General features: G+C 62.3%; 19 protein-coding genes. 9 read left to right on the forward strand and 10 right to left on the reverse strand.

Annotation, left to right across the window (positions count from 1 at the left end):
- Positions 1 to 69: 69 nt before the first annotated feature.
- Genes FKL89_RS17500 through FKL89_RS17510 form a run of 3 tightly spaced genes read right to left on the reverse strand, consistent with a single transcriptional unit; the run spans position 70 to position 1,819 of the window.
- On the reverse strand, positions 70 to 741 hold the full coding sequence (locus FKL89_RS17500) for a VOC family protein (RefSeq protein WP_156864018.1): 672 nt from the start codon (positions 739 to 741) through the stop codon (positions 70 to 72).
- Positions 741 to 1,190, reverse strand: coding sequence for a D-aminoacyl-tRNA deacylase (gene dtd, locus FKL89_RS17505; protein ID WP_156864019.1), 450 nt, complete (start codon positions 1,188 to 1,190; stop codon positions 741 to 743). The genes FKL89_RS17500 and dtd overlap by 1 nt, the downstream gene beginning before the upstream one ends.
- The gene (locus FKL89_RS17510) at positions 1,187 to 1,819 is read right to left on the reverse strand and encodes a 2OG-Fe(II) oxygenase (protein ID WP_156864020.1); all 633 of its coding nucleotides are present in this window, start codon (positions 1,817 to 1,819) and stop codon (positions 1,187 to 1,189) included. The genes dtd and FKL89_RS17510 overlap by 4 nt, the downstream gene beginning before the upstream one ends.
- A 52-nt stretch (positions 1,820 to 1,871) precedes the next feature.
- Between FKL89_RS17510 and denD the strand changes: the two genes are divergently transcribed.
- From denD to radC, 5 genes are all read left to right on the forward strand, one after another.
- The gene (denD, locus tag FKL89_RS17515) at positions 1,872 to 2,861 is read left to right on the forward strand and encodes a D-erythronate dehydrogenase (RefSeq protein WP_156864021.1); all 990 of its coding nucleotides are present in this window, start codon (positions 1,872 to 1,874) and stop codon (positions 2,859 to 2,861) included.
- Positions 2,862 to 2,890: 29 nt separating this feature from the next.
- Positions 2,891 to 3,655 carry a class II aldolase/adducin family protein gene (locus FKL89_RS17520; RefSeq protein WP_156864022.1) on the forward strand — a complete coding sequence of 255 codons (765 nt, stop codon included), beginning with the start codon at positions 2,891 to 2,893 and terminating at the stop codon, positions 3,653 to 3,655.
- Between the two features lie 81 nt (positions 3,656 to 3,736).
- Entirely contained in the window at positions 3,737 to 4,816 is a 1,080-nt protein-coding gene (locus FKL89_RS17525) for a phosphotransferase (RefSeq protein ID WP_238363408.1), read from the forward strand.
- A gap of 103 nt (positions 4,817 to 4,919) precedes the next feature.
- A complete protein-coding gene (locus FKL89_RS17530) occupies positions 4,920 to 6,140 on the forward strand; it encodes an acyl-CoA dehydrogenase family protein (protein ID WP_156864024.1) in 1,221 nt (406 codons plus the stop codon).
- Between the two features lie 84 nt (positions 6,141 to 6,224).
- Positions 6,225 to 6,923 carry a RadC family protein gene (gene radC, locus FKL89_RS17535; RefSeq protein ID WP_156864025.1) on the forward strand — a complete coding sequence of 233 codons (699 nt, stop codon included), beginning with the start codon at positions 6,225 to 6,227 and terminating at the stop codon, positions 6,921 to 6,923.
- 192 nt (positions 6,924 to 7,115) lie between these two features.
- On the opposite strand, the gene rnhA is transcribed toward radC, so the two are convergent.
- Together rnhA and FKL89_RS17545 are read right to left on the reverse strand one after the other, a co-directional pair.
- Positions 7,116 to 7,568, reverse strand: a complete 453-nt coding sequence (gene rnhA / locus FKL89_RS17540; protein ID WP_156864026.1) for a ribonuclease HI — start codon at positions 7,566 to 7,568, stop codon at positions 7,116 to 7,118.
- Positions 7,565 to 8,365: a class I SAM-dependent methyltransferase gene (locus tag FKL89_RS17545; RefSeq protein WP_238363409.1), complete on the reverse strand. Its 801-nt coding sequence runs from the start codon at positions 8,363 to 8,365 to the stop codon at positions 7,565 to 7,567. Before FKL89_RS17545 ends, rnhA begins: the two co-directional genes overlap by 4 nt.
- On the opposite strand from FKL89_RS17545, the gene gloB reads away from it, so the two are divergent.
- From gloB to FKL89_RS20270, 3 genes are all read left to right on the forward strand, one after another.
- A complete protein-coding gene (gloB, locus tag FKL89_RS17550) occupies positions 8,365 to 9,195 on the forward strand; it encodes a hydroxyacylglutathione hydrolase (RefSeq protein ID WP_156864027.1) in 831 nt (276 codons plus the stop codon). The two genes, FKL89_RS17545 and gloB, sit on opposite strands and share 1 nt — an antisense overlap.
- A gap of 182 nt (positions 9,196 to 9,377) precedes the next feature.
- Positions 9,378 to 11,309 (forward strand): transglycosylase SLT domain-containing protein, encoded by a 1,932-nt coding sequence (locus FKL89_RS20200; protein ID WP_162527568.1) that lies wholly within the window; start codon positions 9,378 to 9,380, stop codon positions 11,307 to 11,309.
- Positions 11,310 to 11,561: 252 nt separating this feature from the next.
- Positions 11,562 to 12,122, forward strand: coding sequence for a hypothetical protein (locus tag FKL89_RS20270; RefSeq protein WP_181955207.1), 561 nt, complete (start codon positions 11,562 to 11,564; stop codon positions 12,120 to 12,122).
- A gap of 297 nt (positions 12,123 to 12,419) precedes the next feature.
- On the opposite strand, the gene lysA is transcribed toward FKL89_RS20270, so the two are convergent.
- Both lysA and lptM read right to left on the reverse strand, forming a co-directional pair.
- Positions 12,420 to 13,673, reverse strand: a complete 1,254-nt coding sequence (lysA, locus tag FKL89_RS17570; protein ID WP_156864029.1) for a diaminopimelate decarboxylase — start codon at positions 13,671 to 13,673, stop codon at positions 12,420 to 12,422.
- A 123-nt stretch (positions 13,674 to 13,796) separates the two neighbouring features.
- Positions 13,797 to 13,967 carry an LPS translocon maturation chaperone LptM gene (gene lptM / locus FKL89_RS17575; RefSeq protein ID WP_156864030.1) on the reverse strand — a complete coding sequence of 57 codons (171 nt, stop codon included), beginning with the start codon at positions 13,965 to 13,967 and terminating at the stop codon, positions 13,797 to 13,799.
- A gap of 38 nt (positions 13,968 to 14,005) precedes the next feature.
- On the opposite strand from lptM, the gene cyaY reads away from it, so the two are divergent.
- The gene (gene cyaY / locus FKL89_RS17580; RefSeq protein ID WP_156864031.1) at positions 14,006 to 14,323 is read left to right on the forward strand and encodes an iron donor protein CyaY; all 318 of its coding nucleotides are present in this window, start codon (positions 14,006 to 14,008) and stop codon (positions 14,321 to 14,323) included.
- An 11-nt stretch (positions 14,324 to 14,334) separates the two neighbouring features.
- Here the strand turns inward: cyaY and FKL89_RS17585 are convergent, their stop codons facing one another.
- Genes FKL89_RS17585 through gmhB form a run of 3 tightly spaced genes read right to left on the reverse strand, consistent with a single transcriptional unit; the run spans position 14,335 to position 16,434 of the window.
- Positions 14,335 to 15,114: a M48 family metallopeptidase gene (locus FKL89_RS17585; RefSeq protein ID WP_156864032.1), complete on the reverse strand. Its 780-nt coding sequence runs from the start codon at positions 15,112 to 15,114 to the stop codon at positions 14,335 to 14,337.
- 3 nt (positions 15,115 to 15,117) lie between these two features.
- Positions 15,118 to 15,858, reverse strand: a complete 741-nt coding sequence (locus FKL89_RS17590) for a lysophospholipid acyltransferase family protein (protein WP_238363410.1) — start codon at positions 15,856 to 15,858, stop codon at positions 15,118 to 15,120.
- A gap of 36 nt (positions 15,859 to 15,894) precedes the next feature.
- The gene (gene gmhB / locus FKL89_RS17595) at positions 15,895 to 16,434 is read right to left on the reverse strand and encodes a D-glycero-beta-D-manno-heptose 1,7-bisphosphate 7-phosphatase (protein WP_156864034.1); all 540 of its coding nucleotides are present in this window, start codon (positions 16,432 to 16,434) and stop codon (positions 15,895 to 15,897) included.
- Between the last annotated feature and the right edge of the window lie 149 nt (positions 16,435 to 16,583).

Raw genomic sequence — 16,583 nt, forward strand, 5'->3', positions numbered from 1 at the left:
GGCGCGAAGCATAACGCGGGCCGTTGCCGCGCCGATGACACCCCGGTGCCCCAGGGTCCGCTCGGTCTGTCAGTCCAGGATCACGATGCCGTTCGGCGTGGTCAGCGTCGCCACCAGATGCGGCGTGGCGCTCTGCCCGACATGAACGAAACCGTCGTCAAGCGCGAGCAGGCCGAGCATGTCCAGAGCCGCGTCGGGGTCGGGCGCCCCCAGTAGCAGGGATGAAAGTCTCACACTGCTGTCAGGCAATCGCTCGGCCGGATGGGCGGCAACGTCCCATTGAATGAGGTGCGGCAACACGCCACCGGCGATGCGCTCGCCGTCCGGCGTGAACGCGAAGCGCCAGCGGAAGTCGCCGCGCGACGCCGGTCGCACTACGTTGGCTGCGTAGCCAGGTGTCGCTGCGAACCGCTCGATGGCGTCGGGTGCCCCGGCGCAACGCGCAACCCACGCCACGAGCCGAGGACCGTGCGCGATCTCCCGCTGCACCGCGGCGCTGTCCAGACCGAACCAGCGCGGAAACCGGGGCGCGCCGGCATCGGCATCAATGGCGATGATTTCGAGGTAGCGCCGTTCGTCAGGCGCTCCCAACCTGAGCAAGGTATTGTGCGTAGCAAGGCCGTCGTGCTTGCCGCCTCCGCTGGCTTCGACCCCCAGCGTCTCGCGGCACCACGCTCGCCCTTCATCCAGCGACCGTGCGGCTACGACGATGTGATCCAGCGTGGTGGTGACGGCGTTCATCACAGCACCGCCGAATCCAGCCAGATGGTCACTGGGCCATCGTTGGTCAGGCTGACCTTCATGTCGGCGCCGAAGATTCCCGTCGGTACCGGCTTGCCAAGACGCGCGGCGAGCTTGCCGACAAAGCGGTCGAAGGCCGGTGACGCCTGCTCCGGGCGCGCGGCGTCGGTGTAGCTCGGCCGGTTGCCCTTGCGGGCGTCGGCGTACAGCGTGAACTGGCTGACCGCGAGAATTTCGCCGCCGACGTCCAGCACGCTGCGGTTCATCAGTCCCGCGTCGTCGCTGAAAATGCGCAACTTGACGATCTTGTCGGCCATGCGGTCCTCGATGGCCTCACTATCGTCATGCGTCACGCCAACCAACAGCAACAACCCATTGCCAATGGCGCCGGTAGTGGCGCCATTAACCACGACGTTCGCTGCGGACACCCGCTGCACCAGCACTCTCATACCGTCATCCGTTCATCACGTCGCAGCCAGCCGGTAAGCGAAAAGCGCTGCTGCGCTGCCGGCAGCACCTCGTGCGGGAACAGTTCACTGCGAAAACACACCATCGTTCCGGCGCGCGGCGGCACGCGGGCGAGCACCGCTCCGCTGTCGTCGCGCTCATAAAGCACCAGCTCGCCACCAGCACCGGCGCTCCAGTCATCGTTCAGATAGAACACCAACGTAATCATCCGGGCGTCGTCATCGCGAAAGCGATCGCGATGCGTGCGGTAGAAAGCGCCCGGCGCGTAGCGTGCAAAGTGCAGTTCCGCTGATCGCGCGCCGATGTATAGCGATGTATTGAGTGTCGTTCGCAGGGCGTGGACCGCCACCAGCGCGTCCCGTTCTGCCGCGTCTTCCGGAGCATCAGCAAGCCACAGGGTGTCGTCGCGGCGGAGGTCCGTCTGGCCCTGCGCAGCCGTGCTGCGGCCAATGCGCGCGGGTTGCAGGGCGCCCCGCCGCGCCAGCTCGTGAGCGCGATCTCGCAGGCGTGCACCTAACGCCGCGTCAAAGATCGACTCGCCGACATACCAGCCGTCGCTCGCCAGCCGGTCGGCGATCTGTTCATTGATATGGATGGCAGATGCGATCATCCGTCGATTCTAGAATCGGCAGATCGCTCCTTACGCTTTGAACGGTTCTGCAATGCGCGTCGTCATTACCGGTGGTGCCGGTTTCCTGGGCAAATTGCTGGCGCAGAAAATACTGTCGCGCGGGCAATTAAATGATGCTCACGGCGTGCTGCGTGAAGTCAGCGAACTGGTTCTGGTGGACATGACCGCCGCGCAGGACGAACCCTGGCTTGCCGACAGTCGTGTGTCGCAGGTGGTGGGTGATATTGCCGATCGCGCCGTGCTAGCCCGCGCGTTGACAGCTGCAACCGGCAGCATTTTTCATCTGGCAGCAGTGGTCAGCGGTCAGGCCGAGGCGGATTTCGATATCGGCATGCGGGTCAACGTCGACGCCACGCGAACGCTGCTTGAGCTCACCCGCGCGCTGCCCGAGCCACCCAAATTTGTGTTCACCAGCTCGATCGCCGTGTTCGGCGGCAACCTGCCCGCCGTGCTGCCGGATGATCAGCGCCTGACGCCACAGGGTTCGTATGGCGCCCAAAAGGCGATGGGAGAGCTGCTGGTCAGCGATATGTCGCGGCGCGGCATGATTGATGGCCGCGCTTTGCGGCTGCCCACCATCACGGTGCGCCCAGGCAAGCCGAACAAGGCGGCGTCGAGCTTCGCCAGCGGCATCATTCGCGAACCGCTCGCCGGCGTCGATGCCGTCTGCCCGGTGGTGCCAGCAACACGCATGTGGGTACAGAGCCCGCCGCGAGTGATCGAGAACCTGCTGATCGGCCATGACGCTCCGGCTACCGCATTCGGCTTTGACCGCAGCATCAGCGTGCCTGGCATTTCGGTCGCGGTGGGTGATATGGTGGCGTCGTTGCGCCGCGTGGCCGGAGACGCAGTTGCAGGGCGCGTGTCGTGGCAACTTGATCCAGCGATTGACCGGCTGGTATCGTCGTGGCCGCAGGCGTTTGCCGCCGACCGCGGGCGGGCGCTGGGGATGACTGCGGACGACGATTTTGACGATATCGTGCGCGCCTACATGGCTGCTACTGCCGCGAGCCGGCAGTAGCAGCCGCACAAGAAGGATGGAGGACGGTGATGAGCGAATGGAATGGCGACAAGGTGAAAGCCAGCGTCTCGGCCGAGGAATGGCAGACCCGCGTTGACCTCGCAGCCTGTTATCGCGCGGTGGCGATGATGGGCTGGGACGATCTGGTGTTCACCCACATCACCGCGAAAATTCCCGGCGAGGGGCATCACTTCCTGATCAATCCCTATGGCTTCATGTTCGAGGAAATCACTGCCTCGTCACTGGTCAAGATTGATCTCGCAGGCAACAAGCTCGACGACAATCCGCACCCCATCAATCCCGCTGGCTTCGTCATTCACAGTGCAATTCATACCGCCCGCGACGATGCCAAATGCGTGCTGCATACGCACAGCCTGAACGGGGTGGCCGTGAGTGCGCAAAAGGGCGGGGTGCTGCCGATCTCGCAACAGTCCATCTTTGTGCTGGCCAATCTCGCCTATCACAGCTACGAGGGCGTCGCGCTGATGGACGACGAGAAACCGCGGCTGGTCGCGGATCTCGGCGCCAAGAATTTCTTCATGCTGCGCAATCACGGCCTGCTGACGGTGGCGCCGACGATCCCCGACGCCTTCCAGTTGATGTACATCTTCGAGGCGGCCTGCACGATTCAGGTCCGCGCACAGGCGGGCGGTGAGCTGATTCCGATTCCGCAGGCGATCATCGACAACGCGGCGGCGCAGTCCCGCCAGGTCACCCGCGGGCAGGGCGGGCAGTTGTCGTGGCCTGGCGTATTGCGGCGGCTGCAGCGCCGCTTTCCGGGGTTCGACAGCTAGCAACATCAGTGCGGCAAGTTGAGCGAACGCTCCATTCGCCTGCCTTAGCATCAAAAACAGACACGGATCAGGAGGATGCAGGTGTCGGACACAGTCAGTCGGTCGGAATTGTTCACGGGCACGCGACCGGTGGCCGAACAGCATCGCTTCGACGTTGCTGCGCTGGAGGCCTATCTGCGCGAGCACGTCGAGGGCTTCGCTGGTCCGCTGAGCGTCGAGCAGTTCAAGGGCGGTCAATCGAATCCGACCTTCAAGCTCATCACACCCGGCAAGACCTACGTGATGCGCTCCAAGCCCGGCCCGGCGGCGAAACTGCTGCCTTCGGCACACGCCATTGATCGTGAATTTCGCGTGATGCGCGGGCTGGCTGGCAGCGAGGTACCAGTCGCCACCATGCACACATTGTGCGAGGACGAGTCAGTCATCGGTCGCGCGTTCTACGTGATGGATTTTGTCGATGGCCGTGTGCTCTGGGAGCCGCAGTTGCCGGGCATGACGCCTCCGCAGCGCACCGCCATCTTCGACGAAATGAACCGGGTGATGGCCGCGCTGCATCGCGTCGACTTCACTGCTGCGGGGCTTGCCGATTATGGTCGCCACGAGGGTTACCTGTCGCGCCAGATTGCCCGCTGGACCAAGCAGTACCGGGCCTCCGAGACCGAATCGATCGCCGCGATGGACGCACTGATCGAGTGGTTGCCAGCGCACATTCCGGCAGGTGAAGAAACCAGCATCGTGCACGGCGACTATCGCCTCGACAATGTGATCTTTCACCCGACCGAGCCGCGCATTCTGGCGGTGCTTGACTGGGAGCTTTCGACGCTGGGGCACCCGCTGGCGGACTTTGCCTATCACTGCATGACCTGGGTGCTGCCGCCAGGCAGCGGCCGCGGCATGGCGGGGGTCGATCTTGCCGGCACCGGCATCCCGTCGCTGCAGCAATACACCGCACGCTACTGCGGACGCACCGGGCGCCCGGATGGCATCCCCAATTTCGAGTTCTACCTCGCCTACAACATGTTCCGCCTCGCCGGCATCCTGCAGGGCATCATGAAGCGCGTCGTCGATGGCACGGCTGCGAGCGCGCAGGCGGTGGCAATGGGCAAATCAGCACGACCGATCGCCGAACAGGGCTGGCAGATCGCAAAGAGCATTCAGTAAGGTGGTGACTCGCGTCGAATGGCGTATGGCATAACGCGCTTTGCCGTCATTCACCTGTGGTCACTCGTCATTGGTCATTCGTCATTTCCCGAAGGGATAAAACATGGACTTTCAGCATTCCGACAAGGTCAAGGACTATCAGGCACGGCTGCTCCGCTTCTTCGACGAGCACATCTACCCGAATGAGCACCGTTACGAGAATGACGTGGCCGACAACACCAAGGCGGGCAATCGCTGGGCGCCAACCAAAGTCGTTGAGGAGCTGAAGCCAATCGCCCGCGCGCAGGGGCTGTGGAACCTGTTCTGCCCACACACCGAGTACGGTGCCGGGCTCAACAACATGGAATACGCGCCGCTGGCCGAGATCATGGGCCGCGTGATGTGGGCCTCCGAGGTGTTCAACTGCTCGGCGCCCGACACCGGCAACATGGAGACCATCATCCAGTACGGCACGGCGGAACAGAAGGCGCAGTGGTTGCCCGATCTGCTCGCTGGCAAGACGCGCTCGGCATTCGCGATGACCGAGCCAGCGGTGGCTTCGTCTGACGCCACCAACATCGAGACCCGCATCGTGCGCGATGGGGATCACTACGTCATCAACGGCCGCAAATGGTGGATCTCCGGCGCCGGTGACCCGCGCTGCGCGGTGTACATCCTGATGGGCAAAAACGATCCGGACGCACCCAAGCATTTGCAGCAGTCGATGGTGCTGGTCCCCGCCAACACGCCCGGCGTGACGGTAGTCCGCCCACTCAATGTGTTCGGCTATGACCACGCGCCGCACGGGCACTGCGAAATCCTGTTCGAGAACGTCCGGGTGCCGGTGAGCAACATCCTGCTTGGCGAAGGACGTGGTTTTGAGATTGCCCAGGGTCGTCTCGGGCCGGGCCGCATCCATCACTGCATGCGTTCGATCGGCGTGGCCGAGCGCGCGCTGGAATTGATGTGCAAGCGGCTGGCCAGCCGCGTCGCCTTCGGCAAGCCGGTCGCCGCACAATCGGTGTGGCATGAGCGCATCGCCGAGGCACGCTGCATGATCGATCAGGCGCGCTTCCTCACCCTCAACGCGGCATGGATGATGGACGTCGCGGGCAACAAGGTGGCCAAGCAGCAGATCGCGATGATCAAGGTGGTGGCACCGACGATGGCGCTGCAGGTCGTCGACTGGGCCATTCAGGCGCACGGCGGTGGTGGTGTCAGCGACGACTTCCCGCTCGCGGGCGCGTGGGCGAACCTGCGCACACTGCGCTTTGCCGACGGTCCCGACGAAGTGCATCGCAATGCCATTGCCAAGACGGAGCTCGGCAAGTACGTGTCACGCTGACCCGCTTGCGATGATCGTTTGCAAATACTGTAAATAAACACATAATACGCCTGCAAATTGCCATTGGTGGCGGTGGAGGGCGTGATGAGCATTCGGGACTGGCCGGCCGATGACCGGCCGCGTGAAAAACTGCTGGAGCATGGCGCGCAGGCCTTGACCGACGCCGAACTGTTGGCCATCTTCCTGCGTATCGGCGTCGCCGGCAAGAGTGCGGTGGAGTTGGCGCGCGAGCTGTTACAGCGCTTCGGCTCCGTCGCTGGTGTCGTGGCGGCGCCGCGCGACGAGTTCTGCAGCCTGCATGGCATGGGCGAAGCGAAGTTTGTCCAGCTTCAGGCGACCGTAGAAATCGCCCGCCGGGCCCTTGCCAGCGAAATGGCGGAACGCCCCCTGCTCAATTCACCCGACATCGTGAAGGACTACTTGCGGCTGTCGCTTGGGCACGAACGCGTTGAAGTGTTCGTGGCACTCTGGCTTGACGCGCAGCACCGGCTGATTGAGATGCAGACGCTGTTCCGTGGCACGCTGGCGCAGACCAGCGTCTATCCACGCGAGGTGGTGCGCGCGGCGCTGGCGAAGAACGCCGCGGCGGTGATCCTCGCCCACAACCATCCGTCCGGTTCAACGCAGCCGAGTCAGGCCGACCGTTCGCTCACTCGGGTGCTAAAGGATGCCCTGGCGCTGATCGACGTTGCGGTGCTCGATCACTGCATCGTCGGCGCTACCGAGGCCGCCACGCAAGGCGCGATGCCGGTGCGTTCGATGGCGATGATGGGAGAGTTGTAACGCGGCGCCCGCCGACAGCCGGCCGCACCCAGGTTGTTAGTTTTTGACGGTGACGGGAGCATCAACTTTTTCGTCAAATGGCGTCTAATAAAGGCTTGTGATGATAAATAGTAGCAAGTCGACTTATGACTAAAAATGCCATCTAGCCCTTATTCAGTAAGGATTTCGTTAAAAAGCCAATAGAAAAATTGACTACTTCGGAATCCCGATATTCGACAGCTCGTCCGCCCGCTCGTTGCCGGGGTCGCCCGCGTGGCCCTTGACCCAGCGCCACTCCACGCGATGCGTCGCCGCCAGTTCGTCGAGTGTCTGCCAGAGGTCAGCGTTCTTCACCGGTTTTTTGTCGGCGGTACGCCAGCCGTTGCGTTTCCAGCCATGAATCCACGTCTCGATACCCTGCTTCACGTAACTTGAGTCGGTGAACAGGCGCACACGGCAATGGCGCTTGAGTGCACGCAGCGCTTCGATCGCGGCAGTCAGTTCCATGCGGTTATTGGTGGTCATCGTCTCGCCACCGTGCAGCTCGCGCCGATGATCCCCCGAGATCATCAGCACCCCCCAGCCGCCCGGCCCGGGGTTGCCCTTGCAGGCGCCATCGGTGTAGATGATCACCTCCGGCTCCTGCGCCTCATTGCGTGCACTCATTGTCCACCCCCGCCCGGCTCGCTGGTCGATCGGGTCACGCGCGTTGGCACTGCTGCCGCCGCGCGCCGGCGGCGCGTCGAGCGCGCCCAGTCGGGCCGCATCAGCCGCACCCCGGCCACCCGTTTCACCGCATGCAGGAAGTACACGCCACCAGCGAATGGCCACCAGCGCTCGCCACCACTTTCCAGCCAGGACAGACGCCGTAGTGTGCGTTCATTCTGCGCAGGCATGTTGTAGGTGTCGAACTGGCCGCCGACAATATCGAAGCCAAGCAGGTTCAGCCAATCCTTCACCCGCGACAGCGACATGAATTCGCCGCCCCAGGGGCCGTCGCGATCGCGCCCGAAGTAGCGCTTGATGCCAAACAGTGAATACGGATTGAAGCCGGAAATCAGCAGCCGTCCCTCCGGACGCAACACACGAAACACTTCGCGCAACACTTCGTGTGGCAGGGCCTGAAACTCAAGGGTGTGCGGCAATACGATCACGTCAAACTGGTTTGCAGCAAAAGGCAATTGATCAGGCTCGGACAGCAGTGACGCCGTGGTGTCCCATGCCAGCGTAAAGCGGTGCGTCACGCGACTGGTCTGCATCAACGGCACTGCCGCGCAGCCCATTTGCAGCGCATAAAATCCAAACAGATCGGGCAGCGCGTGGTCGAAAATCACCTGCTCGCGCGCCATCACGTAGCACCCTAGCGGTGTCGCCAGCCATTCGTCAAAAGTCTGGCAGCCGCCGGGCTGCTCAGACAGCGGCGGTGGCCCGTCCTGCATCTGCTGTGAACTGGATGAATTCAATGAGTACCGATGCTTCCGTTGCTGTGCCTGCGACCGCAGTTTCGATCGTTCCGATCCCCGCGTTTGCCGACAACTATATCTGGGCGCTGGTGCACCGAGGCCATTGTGTCGTTGTCGATCCGGGCGACGCCGCGCCAGTGGAAGCGTTTCTCGCCGAACGTCAGCTCACCCTGGACGCCATCCTGATCACCCATCATCACGCCGATCATGTCGGCGGTGTCGCGTCACTGGCGTCGTCGCGCCCAGACTTGCCGGTGTACGGCCCAGCCGCAGAGGCGATTGCCGGCGTGACGCACCCGCTGATCGACGGCGACACCGTCAATCTGCCGATGATGCCGAACATCTTCTGGCAGGTCATGAGCATTCCGGGGCATACGCGCGGTCACATTGCTTATTTTGGTGATGACCTGCTTTTTTGCGGTGACACGCTGTTCGCGGCAGGTTGCGGCCGGCTGTTCGAGGGCACGCCTGCGCAGATGCACGCGTCGCTCACTCGCCTTGCCAGTCTGCCAGCATCGACTCGTGTTTTCTGCACTCACGAATACACGCTCGCCAATCTGCGCTTCGCGCTGGCAGTCGAGCCTGACAATGATGCGTTGATTGCGCGCAGTTTCACCGAACAGGATCGCCGCGCGCGTGGCGAGCCGACACTGCCGTCAACAATTGTGCTTGAGCGCGAAACCAATCCGTTCCTGCGGGTAACGGCGCCGCAAGTCATCGCCAGCGCGGTTGCCCGTACGCGCGATCTGCCGGATGCACCGGCGCTCAACGCCTCGGATCCGGAAGCGGTTTTCGCAGTGTTGCGACAGTGGAAGAACGATTTCCGCTGAGTATTCTCCGGGCGTCACGATTGCGTGTTTTTCGCGGGCTGTTAGCACTGATTTCACTGCGGATTCAGGCGCATGTATTTGACCTGAGCGGCCTAAATGAGTAGCATCGCGCGAGATTTTGCTGGCCCGAATCGTGTTGACACATGATCCCGTCAGCGTGGTATTTAGTGACAGGAGAAGGCGTGCAGCGCTTCAAGATCAGCCAACTCACCCGTTCCATCCGTTCAGGTTTCGTCAATCCCGTTCGCGACGACCAGTCGTCCGCGATAGCCGCCCTTCCCTTCCCGCTTCGCAGTACCTCACGTCTGTCGCCTCTGGCACTGTCGGTGTTGCTGGTCGGCCTTGGCCTGGGTTCTATTGACGCCAACGCGAACGCAAGCGCCGATAGCGGGCTCGCAACCACTGCCGCCAGCGTGACAGGCGCGGCGATGGCCAGCACCTCGCAGGCGCCGGCGTTCAGCGCCTATGCAACGGGAATTCCGGCAACAAACAGTATCGCATCGCCGTTGTCGCATCCGGTGACGACGACCGCGGCAACCTTAGCTGCGGCGCGTTCCGTCACCACGCCAGTCGCAATCGGTACGCAAAACGCGGTGCCGGTTGCGCTCACGCCACAACCCACGTCCGCACCTGCCAGTGCTGGTGTGACCGCGACGGGCGCAGCGCCCATCCAGAACACGGCAACAGTTGCCACCAATGCCGCCCCGACCGCACCTGCAGCAGTCGTAGCCACCGCCAGTGCCGCGAAAGAGCCGGCGCTGATCGGCGTGGTTAGCGAAGTGCCCGCTGAAGCGCCACCTACCGATCTCTGGGATCGCATACGTGCCGGCTATGCGATGGACGACCTTGACGACCCACTGGTCGCGAAGTGGGAGAAGTTCTACGCTGAACGCCCCGACTACCTTGCACGCATCGTTGACCGTTCGGGCAAGTACATGTTCTACATCGTGACCGAACTGGAGCGGCGCGGCATGCCGCTCGAGATCGCGTTGTTGCCGATGATCGAGAGCGCGTTCAATCCAATCGCGCATTCTTCGGCAAAAGCTGCGGGCATCTGGCAGTTCATTCCGTCAACGGGTGTGAACTACGGCATGAAGCAGGACTGGTGGGCGGACTCGCGGCGCGACATCGTCGCTGCAACCAATGGCGCGCTCGACTATCTCGGCAAACTGCACGGCATGTTCGGTGACTGGCAGCTCGCACTGGCGTCCTACAACTGGGGCGAAGGCTCGGTCGCCCGCGCCGTGCAGCGCTCGAAGGCTCGTGGCAAGGACGGCACCTATCTCGCGCTCGACATGCCGGCCGAGACACGCAACTACCTGCCGAAGCTGCAGGCAGTCAAGAACATCATCCGCAACCCGGCGGCGTACGGCGTCACCATCGCCGGTATTCCCAACGAGCCGTACTTCAAGACGATCACGCTGGCGCATCCGATTGACCTGAAGCGTGCCGCGCAGCTGGCCGAGATGAGCGAGACCGACTTTGTCGCACTGAACCCGGCGCACAACCGCCCGGTGATTGGCGGTCGCAGCGAGTATCAGGTGCTGCTGCCGGCCGACAAGGCCGATGGCTTCCTTTCCCGTCTCGAAGCCAATGAGAAGCCGCGCGTGTCGTGGATGGCCTATCGCACGCGCTCAGGGGACCGCATCGAAGCGCTGGCGCAGCGTTTCGGCACCACGGTCGCTGCAATCAAGTCAGTCAACGGCATTCGCAGCGTCGCCGCGACACTCCCCGCCGGATACAACCTGCTGGTGCCTTCCGATGGCCCGTCGGAAGACGCGCTGGGCAGCATCCAGAATGCAGTGTTCACCAAGTTCCCCGAACACGTCGCTGCGCGCAGCCACAAGGTGCGTCGCGGTGAAACCTTCGCCAGCATCGCCCGGCGCTATGGCGTCAGCGCATCGACGCTGGCGTCGTGGAACCGGATGGGCAAGCAGAACGTGCGCGTCGGTCAGGTGCTCTATGTCAGCGGCCCGGCACCGGTACGGCAAGTCGCCAGCAAGGGCGGTCGCGTGGTCCAGGTCAAGCGTGGTGGCAAGACTGTACGCGCGGTGGCACCCGGCAAACGTGGCGCGGCAGTGAGTGGCAAGAAAGTCAGCAAACGGCGGCGTTAGGATTTGATCGCTTCAATAAAAAACGCGCCTGATGGCGCGTTTTTTATTGGTCACCGTCCCGACAGGGCACTAACTCAGCGGTCCTCTTCTGCGGCAGAAGGGCGACGACGCCCATGCACTGGCAGTGCGGCAATCTCATTTCGAAGATCCTGTTCGGCGACGCGCGAGCGCTTCGTCCCGCCTTTGCCATCATCGGCTACGTGCGCCCCTGACTTGCGTAGCAGCGGGTCTGCGGCGAGGCGATTGCGTGGCTTGCTTGCCGGCACGACTGCCACTGTCGCCGCAAGTTTGTTGCCTGGCGCAGGTACGGTGCTGACGGGGCGACGGGATTTGGTCATTGCTGCTCCGATGTGCAAAAAAAAACGGCGCGAAACCGCGCCGTTTTCTGCAGAAGAACTTCCTCGCGGAAATTACTTCTTCTTGGCTGCTGCTTTCTTAGCCGGCTTCTTGGCTGCTGCCTTTTTAGCGGGCTTCTTGGCTGCTGCTTTCTTAGCCGGCTTCTTGGCTGCTGCCTTTTTAGCGGGCTTCTTGGCTGCTGCTTTCTTGGCCGGCTTCTTGGCTGCTGCCTTCTTAGCGGGCTTCTTGGCTGCTGCTTTCTTAGCCGGCTTCTTGGCTGCTGCCTTTTTAGCGGGCTTCTTGGCTGCTGCTTTCTTGGCCGGCTTCTTGGCTGCTGCTTTCTTGGCCGGAGCCTTCTTCGCAGCAGGTTTCTTGGCAGCGGGCTTCTTCTTCGCGGCCGGCTTTTTCTTGGCCGGTGCCGGTGCTGCTGCAGCCGGTGCTGCCATCGTCATCATGTCGCTCATAGTGGTCTCCTAAGGTTGACTCTCACAGTTTTGAACATCACTTGAGGTGATCCTTTGGGCCATTACACGCGGTGTTCATCACGAAAAAACGCAACGATCATCGAGAGTTACAACGCAACACACCTCAGTGTCAGGCGCTGCTGCAAACGGTTCAAGGCACACGAACTTGTTTACAACACACACTCCTGATGTCGCGAATTCTAGCTTGATTTTTTTCTCGAACAATATTATTCGCGCGCGCGCTCCTCGTGCAGAAACGCTTTGTTGTTTTGTTGCACACGAAATTTGCAACGATGTGCGTGCAGAAAATTCAAATGACGATGCGCTCGTGTGCGATCAGATCCTCGAAGCGTTCGCGTTCACGAATGAGATGCGCTTCATCACGATCAATCAACACTTCGCATGGACGTGAGCGCGTGTTGTAGTTCGACGCCATCGTCATTCCATACGCACCAGCGCACAGCACGGCAAGCAGGTCCCCCTGTGAAAGCACCAGCTGGCGGGCCTTCGCGAGCCAGTCACCACTTTCACACACGGGCCCGACGATGTCGTAGAGCACTGCTTCACCGGTACGTTCAAGCACCGGCGCCACCGGATGAAACGCATCGTAAAGTGTCGGCCGGATGAGATCGTTCATCGCAGCATCGACCAGTGCAAAGTTCTTCGTCTCCCCCGGTTTGAGGAATTCAACGCGCGTGAGCAACAGGCCCGCATCGCCAACGATCGAACGACCTGGTTCGATGAGCAGATCAAGATGGCGGCCCGCAATCTCGCGCTCCACCGCGTGTGCAAATTCATCCATCGGCACCAGCGATTCGCCCTGGTAGTTGATCGCGCGTCCGCCACCGATGTCGAGGTGCTGCAGGTGGATGCCACGCGCCGACAAGTCGTCAACCAGCGACAACAGGCGACGCAGTGCATCCACATACGGCGACAGTTCCGTGATCTGCGAGCCGATGTGGCACTCGATGCCGTGCACTTCAATGCCGGGCATTGACGCTGCCAGTGTGTACAGGCGTACGGCATCAGCGTGCGCCACGCCAAACTTGTTCGACTTCAGGCCGGTGGAGATATAGGGATGCGTCTTCGCATCGACATCCGGATTGATGCGGAAGGTAATGCGAGCGCGTTTGCCATGGGCCTGCGCCACCTCGTTCACACGGTGCAACTCCGCTTCGGACTCGATGTTGAAGCAGAAGATGTTGTGCGCCAGCGCCAGCGCGATTTCGTCATGCCGTTTGGCAACCCCGGAGAAGATCACCTTGCCGGCTTCGCCGCCGGCAGCGATCACGCGTTGCAGTTCACCAGCGGAGACGATGTCGAAACCGGCCCCCTCTGCGGCCAGCAGGGCCAGCACGCTCAGCGTGGAATTCGCCTTCACCGCGTAGCAGATCAAAGGCTTCGACGCCGCAAACGCCCGTTGATAGGCGCGGAAGTTGTCGACGATGGTGGCGCGCGAGTAAACGTAGGCGGGCGTGCCGAACTGGCGTGCAACGTCGGTAAGGCGGACGTTCTCGCAAAGGAGCTCGCCATCCGGCGAGCGCTGAAGGTGTGGGGTGAGCATGAGGTGATGATTGCGAAGGAATTTTGCGGGGAGACGCGCTGGTAAATCTGTACCGCGCGCCGTGCTGCTCGCTCTGTGCGTCAGTCCTACGCTTGGGCGTTGGACGAAACGCCAGAACGCTGATCAGGTGGTCGCGATCATGCCGTCGGCATTAACGCACGGCGCGGCCGACGCAACCGCCAGTACCGTCGAGGCTTTAGGCGGCACCAATGGTCCCTTCTGGCCACAACCGGTGATGCCGACCGCAGCCAGCGCCACGAGAAACAGGGTGATGAGCAGATGTCGAAAGCGCATAGACTTGTGTGGAAATTAGTCTCAGTCGATAGTAGCAAATGCCCTCAGCCACTGAATTCAACGAGATCGTCGATGCACTGTTCGACCAGTTTGTCGAGGCGCTGGACAGTGCCGACGCCGTCGATGACGTCGAGCTCAATCAGGGGGTGCTCGAAGTCACTTGCGAAGATGGCTCGAAAATCATCGTCAATCGCCATGCGCCAACGCAGGAAATCTGGGTGGCTGCCAGAAGCGGTGGCTATCACTTCCGGCAAACGGATCAGGGCTGGGTCGACACCCGCAGCAGCGAGACACTGGCCAGCGCCATGACCCGCGTCGTCCGCGAACAAACCGGAGTGACGGTCAAATTTGCCTGAGCGGCAATGGCTCAGAGCTCCAGCAACACCGAGTAGTTCTTGATCGCCCGTTTGTGTGCCTTTGAATTGGCATCCAGCTGGGCGACGATCGCCCAGAACCGTGGCGAGTGGTTGAACTCCACCAGATGCGCCAGCTCATGGGCTACGACGTGCCGCATCAATTCAGGCGGCAACTGCAACAGCCGGAAGTTGAGTCGCACCCGTCCATCCGACGTGCAGCTCCCCCACATCGTGCGGGCGCTACTGATGGTGACCGCACGGAGCGGTAGCGCCGCCTCGGCTGCCATACGCTGGGCCAGTGAAGGCAACTCCTGTTTGGCAATCCGCATCAGCTCGGCATCGAGGGCGGCCGTGTCGAACTCACCCGCCGAGCTGGTGAGCACACAGCGTGACTCGGTCAGGTCCACACTATCGAACAATCCGGCACGCAATTCAACCTTGAGCCGCTTGCCGCGAAACAGCATGTGACCGCCATCGCGGTGCTCCGCCAGCTGGTCCCGTCGCGCCTGCTGCCGCGCCAGCGCCTTGCCGATCCACTCGCGGCGCTCGACGATGGCAGCGTCGATCTCATAAAGCGGCGTCCAGTTGGGAGCCCGGATCAGCAAGCCGTCGGTGGTGATGATCAGGCCAATTGACTTGCGGCGCGCACGCTCCAGTCGATAGCTGATGCCTGCGGAACTGACGCGCGGCTTCGATTCTGCGGGGCTCGGTGCCAGTCGCTGCCGTGGCGCACGACGCGGCGCGGGAGGTGGTGCCGGATCGCCAAAAAGCAACGCGCTCCAGAAACCCATCACTCAGCTCGCTGTGCGCCCTGATCCTGCGCGCGAGTCACCCAGGCGGGCAACCTCCGTCTCGATGGCGCGCTCAACCTCGTCGTTCAGTTCCGCCAGCGCGCGGCCGGTCGGCGAAATCGGTGGCAATATCGACATCGTCACCTTGCCGGGAAACTTCTTCCACGGATGACGCGGCCAGCAGTAACCCGCGTTGTGTGCGACAGGCAGGATCGGTACGTCACAGCCCATCGCCAGCCGCACGCCACCGGTCTTGTACTTGCCCTTGGTGCCCGCCTTGATTCGGGTACCCTCGGGGAAGACCACGATGGTGAAGCCGCGCTCATTGAGGCGCTCTTTGCCCTGCACGATCATCTGCTCCATCGCCTGCGCCCCTGCCTTGCGGTTGATAGTTATTGGTGACGACAGGGCAAAGCCCCAGCCAAAGAATGGCACCCACAGCAGCTCCTTCTTGGCGACAAAACTGCCCGGTGCAAAGTGTGTCTCCAGCATCAGCGTCTCCCAAGTGGAGGAGTGCTTGGCGAGCACGATAAACGGTCTGGCGGGGATGTTTTCGCCGCCGATGATTTCATAGTCGATGCGGCAGAGGTGTTTGGCAAACCAGATGAACAGCTCAGTGTAGGAGGCGCACATCAGGTTGCGCTGCCGTGGTGGCAGCCAGAAGCAGCCGCAGATGGCGAAGGCGTAGAGCGGCGTCATCACCAGTTGCAGCAGGACGTAGAGGGTGTTGCGCAGTGCCTGCATGGTCAGCCTTCAATACTCGCTGTGTCGGATTTCGGCTCAGCCAGCCGACAGGATTGCGTCGACCGCTGCCGACAGATCGTTGAACGTTTGTGTGCCGGTCGGCAAATTGCCGCCAGCCAGCGTGGCCGCCCCCTTGCCGCTCAACACCAGCATCGGTCGCGCGCCTGCGGCGGCGGCCGCCTGCAGGTCACGGAGCCCATCGCCAATGCAGGGCACGCCATCCAGCGGCACGCCAAGGCGCTGGCCGATATCGATGAACATGCCGGGCAACGGCTTGCGACAGCGGCAATCGGTGTCGCTTGAGTGTGGGCAGTAATAGATGACGTCAATGCGGCCACCGGCCTGCTGCACCGCCTTCAGCATCTTGGCGTGGATGGCGTTGAGTGCATTCATGTCGAGCAACCCGCGCTCGATGCCAGACTGATTGGTGGCTACCGCCACGTGATAGCCGGCACCATTCAGACGCGCAATCGCCTCCAGCGCGCCAGGAATCGGCCGCCACTCGTCCGGCGTCTTGATGAAGCGCTCGCTGTCGAAGTTGATGGTGCCGTCGCGGTCGAGAATCACCAGCTTCATAGTCCAGCCTCCCCTGCGCAGTACGGGAGGTGACGCGCGGAGCCGGAGGGGTCCGCGTGCGGCAATGGCACGCCTTTCGCAGGCACCCCCTCTGTCGGCTGCGCCGACATCTCCCCTGTTGCGCAGGAGAGACTGGCTGACGAAGGATT

The sequence above is a fragment of the Casimicrobium huifangae genome (genome assembly GCF_009746125.1).
In the GTDB taxonomy this organism is placed as follows: Bacteria; Pseudomonadota; Gammaproteobacteria; order Burkholderiales; family Casimicrobiaceae; genus Casimicrobium; species Casimicrobium huifangae.

Bases quoted from the DNA above. Each gene is read 5' to 3' on its own strand.
- FKL89_RS17500 (WP_156864018.1), bottom strand. From the start codon at position 741: ATGAACGCCGTCACCACCACGCTGGATCACATCGTCGTAGCCGCACGG.
- dtd (WP_156864019.1), bottom strand. From the start codon at position 1,190: ATGAGAGTGCTGGTGCAGCGGGTGTCCGCAGCGAACGTCGTGGTTAAT.
- FKL89_RS17510 (WP_156864020.1), bottom strand. From the start codon at position 1,819: ATGATCGCATCTGCCATCCATATCAATGAACAGATCGCCGACCGGCTG.
- denD (WP_156864021.1), top strand. From the start codon at position 1,872: ATGCGCGTCGTCATTACCGGTGGTGCCGGTTTCCTGGGCAAATTGCTG.
- FKL89_RS17520 (WP_156864022.1), top strand. From the start codon at position 2,891: ATGAGCGAATGGAATGGCGACAAGGTGAAAGCCAGCGTCTCGGCCGAG.
- FKL89_RS17530 (WP_156864024.1), top strand. From the start codon at position 4,920: ATGGACTTTCAGCATTCCGACAAGGTCAAGGACTATCAGGCACGGCTG.
- radC (WP_156864025.1), top strand. From the start codon at position 6,225: ATGAGCATTCGGGACTGGCCGGCCGATGACCGGCCGCGTGAAAAACTG.
- rnhA (WP_156864026.1), bottom strand. From the start codon at position 7,568: ATGAGTGCACGCAATGAGGCGCAGGAGCCGGAGGTGATCATCTACACC.
- gloB (WP_156864027.1), top strand. From the start codon at position 8,365: ATGAGTACCGATGCTTCCGTTGCTGTGCCTGCGACCGCAGTTTCGATC.
- lysA (WP_156864029.1), bottom strand. From the start codon at position 13,673: ATGCTCACCCCACACCTTCAGCGCTCGCCGGATGGCGAGCTCCTTTGC.
- lptM (WP_156864030.1), bottom strand. From the start codon at position 13,967: ATGCGCTTTCGACATCTGCTCATCACCCTGTTTCTCGTGGCGCTGGCT.
- cyaY (WP_156864031.1), top strand. From the start codon at position 14,006: ATGCCCTCAGCCACTGAATTCAACGAGATCGTCGATGCACTGTTCGAC.
- FKL89_RS17585 (WP_156864032.1), bottom strand. From the start codon at position 15,114: ATGGGTTTCTGGAGCGCGTTGCTTTTTGGCGATCCGGCACCACCTCCC.
- FKL89_RS17590 (WP_238363410.1), bottom strand. From the start codon at position 15,858: ATGCAGGCACTGCGCAACACCCTCTACGTCCTGCTGCAACTGGTGATG.
- gmhB (WP_156864034.1), bottom strand. From the start codon at position 16,434: ATGAAGCTGGTGATTCTCGACCGCGACGGCACCATCAACTTCGACAGC.